Below are 15643 nucleotides of genomic sequence, written 5' to 3' on the forward strand. Positions count from 1 at the left end.
GGTGCGCCGCTTCAATCTTTCCGAGTGGGCGCTGGCCAATCGTCCGCTGGTGCTGTTTGCCATGCTCGCCTTCGCCATCATCGGCGCATGGTCGTACAAGCACCTGGGCCAGTCCGAGGATCCGCCGTTTACCTTCAAGGCGATGGTGGTGCGCACGCAGTGGCCCGGTGCCACCGCCGAGCAGGTCTCGCGGCAGGTGACCGAGCCGATCGAGAAGGCGCTGATGAACACCGGCGAGTACGAGTTCATCCGCTCGTATTCGCGTCCGGGCGAATCGCAGGTGATCTTCATGGCCCGCGACAGCCTGCGTTCCAAGCAGATTCCGGACCTGTGGTACCAGGTGCGCAAGCGCGTGGGCGACATCCGCGCGACGTTGCCGCGCGAGATCGTCGGCCCGTTCTACAACGATGAATTCGGCGATACCTACGGCAACATCTATGCGCTCACCGGCAAGGGCTTCGACTATGCGGTGATGCGTGACTACGCCGACCGCATCCAGCTGGAACTGCAGCGCGTGCCCGACGTCGGCAAGATCGACCTGGTCGGCCTGCAGGACGAGAAGGTGTGGATCGAGCTGTCCAACACCCGCCTGGCCACGCTGGGCCTGTCGATGCAGCAGGTACAGCAGGCGCTGGCTGATCAGAACGCGATTGCCGGCACCAGCTTCTTTGAAACGCCAACCGACCGCGTGCAGCTGCGCGTGACCGGCCAGTTCGACAGCATCGAGGCGATCCGCCAGTTCCCGGTGCGGGCCGGCGAACGCACCGTGCACCTGGGCGACATCGCCGAGGTCAAGCGCGGCTTCGCCGATCCGGCCTCGCCGAAGATGCGCTTCATGGGCGAAGAGGCCATCGGCCTGGCCGTGGCGATGAAGGACGGCGGTGACATCCTCAAGCTGGGTGCGAACCTGGATGCGGAGTTCGAGCGCCTGCAGAAGACCCTGCCGACCGGCATGCAGCTGCGCAAGGTCTCCGACCAGCCGCAGGCGGTGGAAGAATCCGTCGGCGAATTCGTGCAGGTGCTGACCGAGGCCGTGGTGATCGTGCTGCTGGTCAGCTTCTTCTCGCTGGGCCTGCGTACCGGCCTGGTGGTGGGCGTGACCATTCCGCTGGTGCTGGCGATGACCTTCTTCGTCATGCACTACTTCGGCATCGGCCTGCACAAGATTTCGCTGGGCGCGCTGGTGCTGGCGCTGGGACTGCTGGTGGACGACGCGATCATCGCGGTGGAGATGATGGCCACCAAGATGGAGCAGGGCTTCGACCGCCTGCGTGCGGCCAGCTTCGCCTGGGAATCGACCGCGTTCCCGATGCTGACCGGTACCCTGATCACCGCGGCCGGCTTCCTGCCGATCGCCACCGCGGCGTCGAGCACGGGCGAATACACCCGTTCGCTGTTCCAGGTGGTGACCATCGCGCTGGTGGTGTCGTGGATCGCAGCGGTGCTGTTCATTCCGTACCTGGGCGACAAGATGCTGCCGGACCTGTTCAATCCGCAGCCGCCGAAGCCGGGCAGCCTGTCCGCGCGCTGGCTGGCCCGTCGCCGGCAGTGGGCCGACCGTTTCCCGGCGCTGGCCAACCTGATCGCGCCGGCACAGCACGGCCATGACCACGATCCGTATCAGCGGCCGTTCTACCGCCGCTTCCGTGGTTTCCTCGACGCCTGCCTGCGCCGCCGCTGGTGGGTGATCGCCGCGACCATCGGTCTGTTCGTGTTCTCGCTGATGATGTTCCGCTTCGTGCCGCAGCAGTTCTTCCCCGATTCGACCCGGCCGGAACTGATGGTCGACATCGAACTGGCCGAAGGTGCATCGCTGCGCTCGACCCAGGCCCAGGCCGAGAAGCTGGAAAAGCTGCTGCACGGCCGCGAGGGCATCGCCAACTACGTGTCCTACGTGGGCACCGGTTCGCCGCGCTTCTACCTGCCGCTGGACCAGCAGCTGCCGGCGACCAACTTCGCCCAGTTCGTGGTGCTGGCCAAGGACACCCACGCCCGCGAAACCGTGCGCAACTGGCTGATGAAGGACGTGATCCCGCAGTTCCCGGACGTGCAGATGCGCGTGACCCGCCTTGAAAACGGCCCGCCGGTGGGCTACCCGGTGCAGATGCGCGTGTCGGGCGAGCACATCGAGCAGGTGCAGGCCATCGCGCGCCAGGTCGAGGCCAAGGTGCGCGAGAACCCGCACGTCATCAACGTCAACCTGGACTGGAGCGAGCCGAGCAAGGTGGTGCGCCTGGTGATCGACCAGGAACGTGCGCGCGCGCTGGGCGTCAGCAGTGCGCAGGTCAGCCAGTTCCTCGCCAGTTCGCTGGCCGGGCAGTCGGTGAGCGTGTACCGCGAAGGCAACCGCCAGATCGAGATGCTGCTGCGCGGCCCGGCCGACGAGCGTGACCAGCTGGAGCTGCTGTCCAGCCTGGCCATGCCCACCGCCAACGGTGGCAGCATCACGCTGTCGCAGGTGGCGACGATGGAATATGGCTTCGAGGACGGCATCATCTGGCACCGCAACCGCCTGCCGACGGTGACCGTGCGGGCCGATATCGGCGATGGCATGCAGCCGCTGGACGTGGTGCAGCAGATCCTGCCGACGCTGGACGGCATCCGTGCGCAGCTGCCCAGCGGCTACCTGCTGGAAACCGGCGGCACGGTGGAGGATTCGGCGCGTGGCCAGGATTCGATCAAGGCCGGCATGCCGCTGTTCCTGATCGTGGTGGCGACCCTGCTGATGCTGCAGCTGCGCAGCTTCTCGCGGGCGGCGATGGTGCTGGTGACCGCACCGCTGGGCATCATCGGTGCCACCCTGTTCCTGCTGCTGTTCCGCGCGCCGTTCGGCTTCGTGGCATTGCTGGGCACCATCGCGCTGGCTGGCATGATCATGCGCAATTCGGTGATCCTGATCGACCAGATCCAGCAGGACATCGACGCCGGGCATGATCGCTGGCATTCGATCATCGACGCCACGGTGCGCCGTTTCCGCCCGATCGTGCTGACCGCGCTCGCCGCCGTGCTGGCGATGATCCCGCTGTCGCGCAGTGCGTTCTACGGCTCGATGGCGATCTCGATCATGGGTGGCCTGATCGTCGGCACCGTGCTGACCCTGGTGTTCCTGCCGGCGCTGTACGCGGCATGGTTCCGGGTCAAGCCGGGCGAAGCCGGCGAGTAAGGATGGTGGGGTCGGATCCCTTTCCCGCAGGGAAAGGGCTCTGACCCCATCCACGCATGGCGTGGTTCATCAGTAGAGCCACCCCATGGGTGGATGATTCAAGGCGCGGGTGAGTTCCGGTACGCGATACCCCGCACCGCCAGCAGGAAGAACACGGCGGCAGCCAGGGTCAGCAGCACGGGAATGATCTGGTCGATGGCCAGCCCCAGCGCATTTGCCCACGCCTGGGGCAGTGGGTTGCCGGCGTAATAGACAACCACCGCAAAGGCCGGTGAGGCAATGAACGGCCACACACACATTGCCGTGCTCAGCCAGGCGAATGCTGCGCTGCTGCGCGTACGCACCCGGCGGTGCAGCATCCAGGCGGCAATGGCGCAGAGCAGCAGGCCGACGCTTCCTGCAATGCCGGTCAACAGATCGGGAGTGAGCACGGCCGGGTTCCTTGGCAGCAGAGGGTGGATCCAGTTCCGGCATCATGCACCATCCACGCGTGGCGTGGATCTACTGGGGCACGGCGATGGCGGGGTCAAATCCCTTTTCCGCAGGGAAAGGGCTCTGACCCCATCTGTCCCGTCTGCACTCACCGGGGTCAGAGCCTTTCCTGCGGAAAGGATCCGACCCCACCCACGCACGGCGTGGATCTACTAGTACAACCCCTGCGCCAGCATCGCGTCGGCCACCTTCACGAAGCCGGCGATGTTGGCACCATCCACGTAATTGACGCTGCCGTCGGCGCGCTTGCCGTGGCGGACGCAGCTGGCGTGGATGTCCTTCATGATCGCGTGCAGGCGTTCGTCCACGTCAGCGTGGTGCCAGGACAGGCGCTGTGCGTTCTGGCTCATCTCCAGCCCGGACGTCGCCACACCACCGGCATTGCTGGCCTTGCCCGGTGCGTACAGCGTGCCGGCCTGCAGGAACACATCCACCGCTTCCAGCGTGGAGGGCATGTTGGCGCCCTCGGCCACGCACTGCACGCCGTTGTGCACCAGCGTGCGGGCGTCATCTTCATCCAGCTCGTTCTGGGTGGCGCAGGGCAGGGCGATGTCCGCCGGCACATGCCAGGGACGCTTGCCGGCGAGGAACTCGAAGCGGGTATCGGTTGCCAGTTCCTGCAGGCGGCCACGGCGCTCGTTCTTCAGTGCCATCAGTTCCTGCAGGGCCTGCTCGTCGAAGCCATCGCGCGCGTACAGCGTGCCGCCCGAATCGGAGAAGGTCAGCACCTTCGCGCCCAGCTCGATGGCCTTCTGCGCGGCGTACTGGGCGACGTTGCCGGAGCCCGACACCAGCACGCGTGCCCCGTGGGTTTCGCGGCGCGCGTGGTGCAGCATCTGCTCGACGAAATAGACCGTGCCGTAGCCGGTCGCCTCCGGGCGCATCAGGCTGCCGCCATAGGACAGGCCCTTGCCGGTAAACACGCAGGCAGCATCGTTGCTGAGCTTCTTCATCATGCCGGCCATGTAGCCGACCTCACGCGCACCGACGCCGATGTCACCGGCGGGCACGTCGGTGTCCGGACCCAGGTGGCGGTGCAGTTCCAGCATCAGCGCCTGGCAGAAGCGCATGACTTCGGCATCGCTGCGGCCCTTGGGGTCGAAGTCCGAACCGCCCTTGCCGCCGCCCATCGGCAGCGTGGTCAGTGCGTTCTTGAAGGTCTGCTCGAAGGCGAGGAATTTCAGGATCGACAGGTTCACCGACGGGTGGAAACGCATGCCGCCCTTGAACGGGCCGATGGCCGAGCTGTGCTGTACGCGCCAGGCGCGGTTCACCCGGGCCTGGCCGGCGTCATCGCTCCAGGCCACGCGGAACTGGATCAGCCGCTCCGGCTCGACCAGGCGCTCCAGCAGGCCCTGCTGCAGGTAGCGCGGGTTGTCCTGCAGGAACGGCCACAGGCTGTGGACCACTTCCTTTACCGCCTGCAGGAACTCGGGCTGGTGCGGGTCACGGCGGGCGACGTCGGCGAGGAACTCGTCGGGGGAACGATGCTTCAAAGGCATTCCTTGGATTGAGGCCTGTGCGGGGCGGCGGCTGCGCGGTCGGCATGAAGGTGGGGTCCTGTAGCGTCGAGCCATGCTCGACGACGGTTGCATCAGCCGAGCATGGCTCGGCTCTACAGTAGAGCCACCCCATGGGTGGCTTCTCCTGACATCACTTCAGCTTGGCGAGCACCGCGTCGGTGGCGGCGGCGGTGCTGACCGCCTGCCCCTTGGCCGCGAGATCGGCGGTGAACACGCCGTCATCCAGTACCGCATGCACGGCGGCTTCCACCGCGGCGGCTTCGGCGTCCAGGCCCAGCGAATGGCGCAGCAGCATGGCGGCGCTGAAGATCGTCGCGTAGGGATTGGCGATGCCCTTGCCGGCGATGTCCGGCGCCGAACCATGGATCGGCTCGTAGATGCCCACCGCGCCCGGTTCGCCCAGCGAAGCCGAAGGCAGCAGGCCCAGCGAACCGGCCAGCATCGAGGCTTCATCGGTGAGGATGTCGCCGAACATGTTCTCGGTGACGATCACGTCGTACTCGCGCGGCTTGGCCAGCAGGTGCATGGCCATCGAATCGACCAGCTGGTGTTCCAGCGCCACGTCCGGGAATTCCTCGCGGCCGATGCGCGCGGCCACGTCGCGCCACAGGCGCGAGGTTTCCAGCACGTTGGCCTTGTCCACCGAGGTGACCTTGCCACGGCGCTGCTGGGCCAGGCGGAACGCGCTGCGCAGCACGCGTTCGATCTCGGCCACGGTGTAGCGGCACAGGTCGCTGGCGCTGTCGGCGTCGCGGGTCTTGTCGCCGAAGTAGATGCCGCCGGTCAGTTCGCGCACCACCACGAAGTCCACGCCCTGCAGCAGCTCGGCCTTGATCGGCGAGGCGTGCAGCGCGGCTTCATGGGTGCGCACCGGGCGCAGGTTGGCGTACAGGCCCAGCGCCTTGCGGATCGCCAGCAGGCCCTGTTCCGGACGCACTTTGGCGTTCGGGTCGGACCACTTCGGGCCACCCACGGCGCCCAGCAGCACCGCGTTGGCGGCCTGGCAGGCGGTGAGGGTGGCGGCCGGCAGCGGCTCGCCATGGCGGTCGATGGCGATGCCACCGATGTCGTGCTCGCTGAAGGTGAAGCTGTGGTTGAAGCGTTCGGCGACAGCCTTCAGGACGGCCACTGCAGCAGCGGCAACTTCCGGGCCGATGCCATCACCGGGCAGGACAACAATTTCAGCGTGCATGCTCACTCTCGTAACGTTCGATTTCAGGGACACGGCCCAACAGATACCCCAACTGGTCGACACCTTCCAGCAGGCAGGTCTGCGAGAAGCCATCCAGCGGGAAGGAATAGACGCGGCCGTCGGGGGTGCGCAGCTCGCGCGCGGCCACGTCGATGGTCAACTCGTCGTCGGGGCGCTGCATCAGCGCCTGCACGTCGGCTTCGTCCAGCACGATCGGCAGCAGGCCGTTCTTCAGCGAGTTGCCGCGGAAGATGTCGGCGATCTCGCTGCTGACGATGGCGCGCAGGCCCAGGTCGGTCAGCGCCCACGGCGCATGTTCGCGCGAGGAACCGCAGCCGAAGTTGCGGCCGGCCAGCAGGATGCTGCGGCCGGCGTTGTGCGGCTGGTTGAAGGCGAAGTCGGCCACCGGCGAACCGTCGGCCTGCCAGCGCCAGTCATTGAACGCGTTGCGGCCCAGGCCGGCGCGTTCGGTGGTGGACAGGAACCGCGCCGGAATGATCTGGTCGGTGTCGATGTTGGTCTGCGCCAGTACGACGCTGGACGAGGTCAGGGTACGGAAACCGGCCATCACGCCACCTCCTGTGCGAACAGCTCGCGGGTGTCGGCCACCTGGCCCTTCACCGCGGCCCAGGCCGCGCTCATCGGCGAGGCCAGCAGCGTGCGCGAACCGGGGCCCTGGCGGCCCTCGAAGTTGCGGTTGCTGGTGCTCACCGCCAGCTGGCCGGGGGCGACCAGGTCACCGTTCATGGCGATGCACATCGAGCAGCCCGGCTCGCGCCATTCGGCACCGGCCGCGCGCACGATCTCGTGGATGCCTTCGGCCTCGGCCTGGCGCTTGACGATCTCCGAGCCCGGCACCACCAGCATGCGCACGCCGTCGGCGACGTGGCGGCCACGCAGCACCTGCGCCACTTCGCGCATGTCGCTCAGGCGGCCATTGGTGCACGAGCCGACGAACACCACGTCGACCGGGGTGCCGGCCAGCGCCTTGCCGGCCTGGAAGTGCATGTAATCCAGGCCCTTCTGCGCGGCGGCATCGTTGGCGGCCGGAATCGGCGCGTCCACGGCGATGGCGGTGCCCGGGTGCGTGCCCCAGGTCAGGGTCGGGCGGATGTCGGCGGCGTCGATGCGCACTTCGCTGTCGAAGCGTGCGCCTTCATCGCTGCGCAGCTGCTGCCAGCGGGCCACGGCGGCGTCGAAGTCGGCGCCCTTGGGGCCGCGCGGAGTGTTGGCCACGAAGTCGAAGGTGACCTGGTCGGGGGCGACCATGCCGGCACGCGCACCTGCTTCGATCGACATGTTGCACAGGGTCATGCGCTGTTCCATGTCCATCGCTTCGATGGTGCTGCCACGGAACTCGATGACGTGGCCGGTGCCACCGTTGACGCCGATCACGCCGATGATGTGCAGGACCACGTCCTTGGCGCCGACGCCCGGCGCCAGCGGGCCATCAACGGTGATCGCGAAAGTCTTCGCCTTGCGCTGCAGCAGGCACTGGGTGGCCAGCACGTGGCCGACTTCGCTGGTGCCGATGCCGAAGGCCAGCGAACCGAACGCGCCGTGGGTGGAGGTGTGGCTGTCGCCGCAGACGATGGTCATGCCGGGCTGGGTGAAACCCTGCTCCGGGGCGATGACATGGACGATGCCGCGGTTGTCCGAGGCCATGTCGAACAGCTCGATGCCGTACTCGGCGCAGTTGCGCGCCAGGGTGGCGACCTGCGCTTCGGAGGCGGCGCTGGCGTAGGGCAGCTTGCCGTCGGCACCGGCCGGCAGGGTCGGGGTGGAGTGGTCCATCGTCGCCTTGGTGCGATCCGGGCGGCGCGGCGCCAGGCCGCGCGAACGCAGCTCGGTGAACGCCTGCGGCGAGGTGACCTCGTGGATCAGGTGCAGGTCGATGTACAGCACGGCGGGGGCGCTGTCGGATTCGGGAACCACCACGTGGGCGTCCCACAGTTTGTCGTACAGGGTGCGGGGTGCGGAAGTCATGCGTATGCCTGGCAGAAGTACGAGAGAGCGAACATCAATAAAGAAAGCGGGACGGTCAAGTCAGCGGCGGCGGGCGAGCACGCGCAGGCGCACGTAGTCGGCCAGCGGCTGGCCGGCTGCGTCACGCGGCAGGTCCTCCAGCAGGACCACCGCGGCCTCGCGCACGGTGGCGCGGGCGGCTGCCGGCAGATCGTCCAGCAGCGGTGCGGCGAACACCCGCAGCCAGCCGGCCACGCCGGTCGGCAGTGCAGTGGGGCGTGGCGTGGTTTCGATCAGCTGCACCTGGAAGCCGTGCTGGCGCAGGCGATCGGCGTAGCTGTCGGCGGTCGGGAAGTACCACTGGAACGCGCTGGCACCGTGGCCATGGGCCACGCGTGCGGCCTGCACCGCGGCGATGATCCTGGCCACGTTGCCATGGCCGCCGAACTCGGCAACGAAGCGCCCGCCAGGACGCAACGCCCGGCGCACGCCTTCCAGCACGCGGTCGGGGTTGCTCATCCAATGCAGCGCGGCGTTGCTGAACACCGCATCGAATTCACTGTCGAAGGCCAACGCATGGCCGTCCATCACCTGCGCATCGACGCCGCGCGCGCGGGCGGCAATCACCAGTTCGGGGGAGGCATCCACGCCGTGCAGGCGTGCACCGCTCAGTGCCAGTTCGGTGGTGAGCACGCCATCGCCACAGCCCAGGTCCAGGATGCGCTCGCCGGCGCGCGGGTCGAGCAGGCGCGCAACCGCACCGCCGAGCAGCGGCACGAAACCGGCGTCGATCGCATAGTCCTGGGCATTCCACTGCTGGCCGGCCGGGGCCGTGGTGGGGGGGGCGAAGGCGCTCATCTCACAGTCCTCAGGCGGTGGCGGGGGTTGCGGTTTCGGCGGTGCTGGCGGCGGCCTGGCGCTGGCGCAGCAGGCGGTTGGCTACATCCAGCCAAGCCAGTGCCGAGGCTTCGATGATGTCCTTGCTGGTGCCGGTGCCGTCGTACTCGACGCCTTCGTGGCGCACGCTCAGGTTGGCCTCGCCGCGCGCATCGGCGCCGATGCCCACGCTGTGTACCTGGTAGCTGTCCAGCATCAGCTGCACGCCGGTGGCCGCCGACAGCGCGCCAAACAGCGCGTCGACCGGGCCATCGCCCTGCGCGGTCTCGGCCACGCGGTTGCCTTCCGGGTCGGACAGTTCCACCAGGGCATTGGCACGGCTGCCGACATCGCTGATGGTCATCGAGGCCAGGCGATAGCCCTGCGCGTTGGAACCGCCCTGCATCAGGGTCTGCAGATCGGCATCGGTCACCACGCGCTGCTGCTCGCACAGGCCCTTGAACTGCTCGAACACCAGCTTCAGCTCGTCTTCTTCCAGCCAGAAGCCCAGCGCACGCAGGCGCGACTCGACGGCGGCGCGGCCGCTGTGGCGGCCCAGCACCATCTGCGAATCCTCCCAGCCCACGTCTTCCGGACGCATGATTTCGTAGGTGCCGCGGTGGCGCAGCATGCCGTGCTGGTGGATGCCCGATTCATGGGCGAACGCATTGGCGCCGACGATGGCCTTGTTGCGCTGTACCGGCATGCCGACCAGGCGCTGCAGCAGCTGCGAAGTGCCGACGATGCGCGGGGTGTTGATGGCGGTGTCCTGCTCGTAGAACGCCTGGCGCACCTTCAGCGCCATGGTGATCTCTTCCAGCGAGCAGTTGCCGGCGCGTTCGCCGATGCCATTGATCGTGCACTCGACCTGGCGTGCGCCGCCTTCGACGGCGGCCAGCGAGTTGGCCACGGCCAGGCCCAGATCGTTGTGGCAGTGCGCGCTGAAGATCACGTTGGCCGCGTTCGGTACATCGGCCACGCCGGCGATCACCTGCTGGAACATCGCGCGGATCTCTTCCGGGGTGGTGAAGCCGACGGTGTCGGGCAGGTTGACGGTGGTCGCGCCGGCGGCGATCGCCACGCGGGCCACTTCGATCAGGTAGTCCAGCTCGGTGCGGGTGGCATCCTCGGCCGAGAACTCCACGTCGTCGACGTAGGTGCGGGCCAGGGTGACGTGCTTGCGTACCGATTCCAGTACCTGCTCGCGGGTCATGCGCAGCTTGTGCTCGCGGTGCAGCGGGCTGGTCGACAGGAACAGGTGCAGGCGCGGGTTGGCCGCTGCTTCCAGGGCGCGTGCCGAGGTTTCGATGTCGGCCTGCAGGCAGCGCGACAGCACCGCCAGGGTCAGGCTCGGGCGGCGCAGCTCACGACCGATCAGGGCCATCGCTTCGCGGTCGGACTGCGAGCTGGCCGGGAAGCCGGTCTCGATGATGTCCACGCCCAGTTCGTCCAGCGCACGCGCCATCACCAGCTTCTGCGGCGGGCTCATGCTGCAGCCGGGGGACTGCTCGCCGTCACGCAGGGTGGTGTCGAAGATGCGGATGCGCGGGGTGGTAATTCGTTCGATGGTGGTCACAGGGAAATCTCCTCGACAGCGGGCGCGACGGCTTGCAGGTTGGAAGGGGAAGAAGTGGGGGAGGCGGGGGCGCTGGCCTTGCTGGGCGAGCGTGGGGTTTCACTGCGGCGTCGGCGCGGTTTGCGCGGCGGCCGGGGGCGGATGTCGGTCAGCAGGCCGGCCAGCACGCCGGCATCGATGTTGCCGCCGGAGACCACCGCACACTTGCGGCGGCCAGCCACGCGGCGGCCGGCGGCCAGGGCCAGCGCACCGGCGCCTTCGGCGATGATGTGTTCTTCCAGCGCCAGGCGGACCAGGGTCTCGCGCAGCTCGGCTTCGCGCACGATCACCACGTCGTCCAGCAGCGAGGCGCACAGGCGGCGGGTCAGGTAGCCGGGCACCTTCACCCGCACGCCGTCGGCCAGCGACGGCACCGGTGCGATCTCGTTGACATCACCGTGGATCGCGCGGGCCATCGAATCGACGCCCTCGACCTGCGCACCGATGATGCGCACGCCCTGCGATTTCAGTGCCAGCGCCACGCCGGAGGCCAGGCCGCCGCCACCGATCGGCACGATCACCACGTCCGGTGCATGCGGTGCCAGTTCGATGCCGACCGTGCCCTGGCCGGCGATCACGTCGGCATCGTCGAAGGCGGACAGGAAGCGGTAGCCATGGCGCTGCGCCAGTTCGACGGCAAAGGCGAAGGCCTCGTCGTAGCTGTTGCCGTGCTGGCGCACCGTGGCGCCCCAGTGGGCGACACCGGCGATCTTGGTGGCCGGCGCGCCATGCGGCATCACGGTGATGGCCGGTACGTCCAGGCGGTAGGCGGCCCAGGCCACGCCCTGGGCGTGGTTGCCGGCCGAGGCGCAGATCACCGGCCGGGTGTCACCGCGTTCGCGGCCGGCCAGCAGCGCGTTCAATGCGCCGCGCACCTTGTAGGAACCGGTGCGCTGCAGGTTTTCCAGCTTCAGCCAGGTGCCGAAGCGCTCGGCATGGTGCAGCGGGGTAGGCGGCAGGAAGCGGCGCAGGCGGGCCTGCGCAGCCAGTACGTCGGCGACGCTTACGTCACCGACATCGCTTTCCTTGCTGGCATCAGCGGCCGGCATGGGCCACCAGCGGGTTGCCGGACTGCGCCGGGTGCGGGCACGGGCGACGAAGAAGACGCCTCCGTGCCGGCACCGTGGTCGCTACGGTACGGGTGTTCATCATGCAGCTCCTTCCACGGGCGTCAGCTGTACCGACACACAGTCGTAGATCTTTTCCATCTGCCGGCACAGGGTGTCCGGCGGCCGCTGGCCATCGACCACCAGCTGCAGGTGCCAGCGTCCGTCATCGGCGGCCACCGGCGCGCCGCTGATCGCGCGCGGGGCGAAGCCGCGGCGTTCGGCCATGCCGATCACGCGCAGCAGCGCGCCTTCGGCCGGGTGCAGCACCAGGTCAAGCCGGTATTGCATTGGGGGTCTCCTGGCGGGCGTGGGCGGGGTTGCTTTCCAGCATGGTGCTGTTGGCGGTGTTGGGCGGCACCAGCGGCCACACGTTGGCGCGTGCATCGATGGCCACGTGCAGCAGGGCGGGGCCCGGTTCGGCCAGCAGCGCGGCCAGGCCGCCTTCCACGTCGTCGCGGTTGTCGATGCGGGTGGCAGCGATGCCGAACACCTTGGCCAGGGCCACGAAGTCCGGGTTGTCGGACAGGTCGATCTCGCTGTAGCGCTCGGAGAAGAACAGCTCCTGCCACTGCCGCACCATGCCCAGCGAACTGTTGTCCAGCAGCACGATCTTCACCGGCAGGCGGCAACGCGCGATGGTGGTCAGCTCCTGCACGTTCATCATGAAGCTGCCATCGCCGGACACCAGCACCACGGTGCGGTCGGGGCAGGCGAACTGCGCGCCCATCGCCGCCGGCAGGCCGAAGCCCATGGTGCCCAGCGCGCCACTGGTCAGGTGGTTGCGCGGGTGGTTGAAGCGGCAGTGCTGGGCCACCCACATCTGGTGCTGGCCGACATCGCAGGCGATGACCGTGTCGGCCGGCGCCACTTCGCTCAGCCGCTTCAGCAGCGCCGGGGCGTAGATGTGCTGGCCCGGTGCGTCGTAGCGGGCGGCGAAGCGGTCGCGGTGCTGGGCACAGCGCTTGCGCCATGCGTCCTGGTGGGCCTGGGGGGAGGGGAAGGCCGCACGCAGGGCGCGGATGGCATGGCTGACATTGCCCGGCACCGCGACATCGGCGCTGCGCAGCTTGGAGATCTCGTAGGCGTCGGCGTCGATGTGGACCACGCGGGCGAACGGAGCGAACTCGGCCAGCTTGCCGGTGGCACGGTCATCGAAGCGCGCACCCAGCACCAGCAGCAGGTCGCTTTCCTGCACCGCCATGTTCGCCGCGCGGGTGCCGTGCATGCCCAGCATGCCCAGCGACTGCGGGTGCTGCGGGGGCAGCGCGCCCAGGCCACGCAGGGTCATCACGGTGGGGATGGCGCTGGCCTCGGCGAAGTCGCGCAGGTCCTGCACGGCCTCGCCCAGGGCAATGCCACCACCGGCGTAGATCACCGGCTTCTCGGCCGCTGCCAGTGCGGCGATGGCCTCGGCGATGGCCGCATCGGCGGCCGCGGTCGGCGGTTCCACGCTGGACGGCACGTGCGCCGGCAGGTGGCTGGCATCGGCCAGCTGCACGTCCTTGGGCAGGTCGATCAGCACCGGCCCGGGGCGGCCCTCGCGGGCAATGCGGAAGGCGTCGGCGACCACGCGCGGCAGGTCATCGACGCTGCGCACCAGCCAGCTGTGCTTGACGATGGGCAGGGTCAGGCCGAACACATCCAGTTCCTGGAAGGCGTCGGTACCCAGCAGCGGCGTGGCGACCTGGCCGGTGATGCAGACCATCGGCACCGAATCCAGCATCGCATCGGCGATGCCAGTGACCAGGTTCGACGCGCCGGGGCCGGAGGTGGCCACGCAGACGCCGACCTGGCCGCTGGCGCGGGCAAAGCCATTGGCCGCCAGCGCCGCACCCTGCTCGTGGCGCACCAGGATGTGCTTCAGCGACGAATCCACCAGCGCGTCGTAGAACGGCATGATGGTGCCGCCGGGATAGCCGAACAGTGTGCGGACGCCCTCGGCCTCCAGCGCCTGGGTCAGCCAGCGCGCGCCGTTGGGCGGCGCGCTGCGGTGTGTGGGAGAGTTCATGGGGGAACCTTGTAAAGCGGGTGGGGGTGGCCGCGTGGTTACGCGGCCTGTCCTTGCAACCAGACCATCTTGGCGCGCAGTTCCTTGCCCACCTTCTCGATCGGGTGCTCCAGGTCGGCCTGCTTGTACTTCTTGTAGTTCGGCAGGCCCGCTTCGTACTCGGCCACCCAGTTCTTGGTGAAGGTGCCGTCCTGGATGTCCTTCAGGACTTCCTTCATGCGCTCCTTGGTACTGGCGTCGATCACGCGCGGGCCGCTGACGTAGTCGCCGTACTGGGCGGTCTCGGAGACGAATTCCAGCATGCGCGAGATGCCGCCTTCGTAGAACAGGTCGACGATCAGCTTCAGTTCGTGCAGCACTTCGTAGTAGGCGATTTCCGGCTGGTAACCGGCTTCCACCAGCGTTTCGAAGCCGGCCTGCACCAGCGCCGAGGCACCGCCGCACAGCACTGCCTGCTCACCGAACAGATCGGTTTCGGTTTCTTCCTTGAAGGTGGTCTGGATCAGGTTGGCGCGTGCGCCGCCCAGGCCGGCCGCATAGGCCTTGGCATGCTGTTCGGCCTTGCCGGTGACATCCTGGTGGATGGCCCAGATGCACGGCACGCCGCGGCCGATTTCGTATTCGCGACGGACCAGCGCACCCGGGCCCTTCGGCGCGACCAGGACCACGTCCAGGTCGGCGCGCGGCTCGATCATGCCGTAATGCACGTTCAGGCCGTGGGCGAACAGCAGGCAGGCACCCTGCTTCATGTTCGGCGCCAGCACCTCGTTGTACAGCTTCTTCTGCACCATGTCCGGGGTCAGCACGGCGACCAGGTCGGCGTCCTTCACGGCGTCAGCCGGGGCCACCACGTTGAAGCCGTCGGCCTGGGCCTTGGCTTCGGTCGGGCCGCCCGGGCGCAGGCCTACCACCACGTCGAAACCGGATTCGCGCAGGTTCAGTGCGTGGGCGCGGCCCTGGCTGCCGTAGCCGATGACGGCGATCTTGGTCTGGGGCAGATCGTTGGTGCTCATGGGGGAGGTTCCTTGCGGTGGGAAGAAAAAGACGGGAAGAAAAAAGACGGCCGGCAGTCGAAGCGACGTACCGGCCGGTCAGGGGAAAACGGTGGGGGAGGCGCCACGCATCGCACGGGCACAGCCGCCACGAGGCGTCGTGGTGTGGCAGGTCCGGGTTTTGCAGTTGGCGGTCTTCATGGTGGTTGCGTCTGAAACCAGGTCTTGAAATGAAAAAACCCGCACCGGGGCGGGTGCGGGTTTTTGTCGAGTTCCGGTGTGTCTGTTGCTTACACGCTGGCTCGTCCCGCACCTGTTGGCTGGGTAATAAGTACGAGCACGAGAATCGAACGCAGCGAGGCGGCGCCGGTGTCGGCGGCTTCAACGCGGGTTCGCAGTGGCGTGGTGTGGTGCAACATGTGATCGAGAGAAACATGTGCGATTCGGCAGTGTCAACCCTGGCAATGGATATTTTTTTGGTTTCCGCTGCATCCGGCGCAATCGCTTGCGGCACAAGGATGGTTGCGACTGAAATTGTTTCGGTGAACCGGAATTCACTCTTTTCAGCGGGTTTTTTGCGCGGGAATGAGGGGCTTTTTACCGCTGCGCTCGCCGGGGCTGTGCCCGGGGGGGAGGGGGCCGGGGAGGGGGGGCCCGGGCCGGGCCCGCGGGGTTGCCGCGCCGGGCCAGGGGGGCTGCCGCGTCCCC

Annotated in this window: 12 protein-coding genes; 1 reads left to right on the forward strand and 11 read right to left on the reverse strand. The window is 67.9% G+C overall.

The window, feature by feature from the left end; all coding sequences use genetic code 11:
• Position 1 precedes the first annotated feature (1 nt).
• Positions 2 to 3163: an efflux RND transporter permease subunit gene (locus tag ACVOK1_RS08085; protein WP_481561707.1), complete on the forward strand. Its 3162-nt coding sequence runs from the start codon at positions 2 to 4 to the stop codon at positions 3161 to 3163.
• A 98-nt stretch (positions 3164 to 3261) separates the two neighbouring features.
• On the opposite strand, the gene ACVOK1_RS08090 is transcribed toward ACVOK1_RS08085, so the two are convergent.
• The 11 genes from ACVOK1_RS08090 to ilvC all read right to left on the reverse strand — a co-directional run bounded on the left by ACVOK1_RS08090 (position 3262) and on the right by ilvC (position 14956).
• Positions 3262 to 3594, reverse strand: coding sequence for a hypothetical protein (locus tag ACVOK1_RS08090; protein WP_164074674.1), 333 nt, complete (start codon positions 3592 to 3594; stop codon positions 3262 to 3264).
• A gap of 213 nt (positions 3595 to 3807) precedes the next feature.
• A complete protein-coding gene (gene gdhA, locus ACVOK1_RS08095) occupies positions 3808 to 5151 on the reverse strand; it encodes an NADP-specific glutamate dehydrogenase (protein WP_481561708.1) in 1344 nt (447 codons plus the stop codon).
• 157 nt (positions 5152 to 5308) lie between these two features.
• A complete protein-coding gene (gene leuB, locus ACVOK1_RS08100) occupies positions 5309 to 6370 on the reverse strand; it encodes a 3-isopropylmalate dehydrogenase (protein ID WP_108769933.1) in 1062 nt (353 codons plus the stop codon).
• Positions 6360 to 6938, reverse strand: a complete 579-nt coding sequence (gene leuD / locus ACVOK1_RS08105) for a 3-isopropylmalate dehydratase small subunit (RefSeq protein ID WP_006390726.1) — start codon at positions 6936 to 6938, stop codon at positions 6360 to 6362. Before leuD ends, leuB begins: the two co-directional genes overlap by 11 nt.
• On the reverse strand, positions 6938 to 8356 hold the full coding sequence (gene leuC / locus ACVOK1_RS08110) for a 3-isopropylmalate dehydratase large subunit (RefSeq protein WP_200751347.1): 1419 nt from the start codon (positions 8354 to 8356) through the stop codon (positions 6938 to 6940). Before leuC ends, leuD begins: the two co-directional genes overlap by 1 nt.
• Positions 8357 to 8416: 60 nt before the next feature.
• A complete protein-coding gene (locus tag ACVOK1_RS08115; protein WP_481561709.1) occupies positions 8417 to 9193 on the reverse strand; it encodes a methyltransferase domain-containing protein in 777 nt (258 codons plus the stop codon).
• A gap of 10 nt (positions 9194 to 9203) precedes the next feature.
• Complete coding sequence (locus tag ACVOK1_RS08120; RefSeq protein WP_481561710.1) at positions 9204 to 10787, reverse strand: 2-isopropylmalate synthase; 1584 nt, start codon at positions 10785 to 10787, stop codon at positions 9204 to 9206.
• Positions 10784 to 11875, reverse strand: a complete 1092-nt coding sequence (locus tag ACVOK1_RS08125; protein ID WP_200751344.1) for a threonine dehydratase — start codon at positions 11873 to 11875, stop codon at positions 10784 to 10786. Before ACVOK1_RS08125 ends, ACVOK1_RS08120 begins: the two co-directional genes overlap by 4 nt.
• Positions 11876 to 11974: 99 nt before the next feature.
• Positions 11975 to 12223, reverse strand: coding sequence for an ACT domain-containing protein (locus ACVOK1_RS08130; RefSeq protein WP_200751343.1), 249 nt, complete (start codon positions 12221 to 12223; stop codon positions 11975 to 11977).
• A complete protein-coding gene (gene ilvG, locus ACVOK1_RS08135) occupies positions 12207 to 13943 on the reverse strand; it encodes an acetolactate synthase 2 catalytic subunit (protein ID WP_481561711.1) in 1737 nt (578 codons plus the stop codon). Before ilvG ends, ACVOK1_RS08130 begins: the two co-directional genes overlap by 17 nt.
• Positions 13944 to 13981: 38 nt before the next feature.
• Positions 13982 to 14956: a ketol-acid reductoisomerase gene (gene ilvC, locus ACVOK1_RS08140; protein WP_200751341.1), complete on the reverse strand. Its 975-nt coding sequence runs from the start codon at positions 14954 to 14956 to the stop codon at positions 13982 to 13984.
• Between the last annotated feature and the right edge of the window lie 687 nt (positions 14957 to 15643).

It is taken from the genome of Stenotrophomonas sp. STEN087, from assembly GCF_056759115.1.

Excerpts from the sequence above, each read along its gene's own strand:
- ACVOK1_RS08125 (WP_200751344.1), bottom strand. The coding sequence starts at position 11,875 with ATGCCGGCCGCTGATGCCAGCAAGGAAAGCGATGTCGGTGACGTAAGC.
- leuD (WP_006390726.1), bottom strand. The coding sequence starts at position 6,938 with ATGGCCGGTTTCCGTACCCTGACCTCGTCCAGCGTCGTACTGGCGCAG.
- ilvG (WP_481561711.1), bottom strand. The coding sequence starts at position 13,943 with ATGAACTCTCCCACACACCGCAGCGCGCCGCCCAACGGCGCGCGCTGG.
- leuC (WP_200751347.1), bottom strand. The coding sequence starts at position 8,356 with ATGACTTCCGCACCCCGCACCCTGTACGACAAACTGTGGGACGCCCAC.
- ACVOK1_RS08115 (WP_481561709.1), bottom strand. The coding sequence starts at position 9,193 with ATGAGCGCCTTCGCCCCCCCCACCACGGCCCCGGCCGGCCAGCAGTGG.
- ACVOK1_RS08130 (WP_200751343.1), bottom strand. The coding sequence starts at position 12,223 with ATGCAATACCGGCTTGACCTGGTGCTGCACCCGGCCGAAGGCGCGCTG.
- leuB (WP_108769933.1), bottom strand. The coding sequence starts at position 6,370 with ATGCACGCTGAAATTGTTGTCCTGCCCGGTGATGGCATCGGCCCGGAA.
- ilvC (WP_200751341.1), bottom strand. The coding sequence starts at position 14,956 with ATGAGCACCAACGATCTGCCCCAGACCAAGATCGCCGTCATCGGCTAC.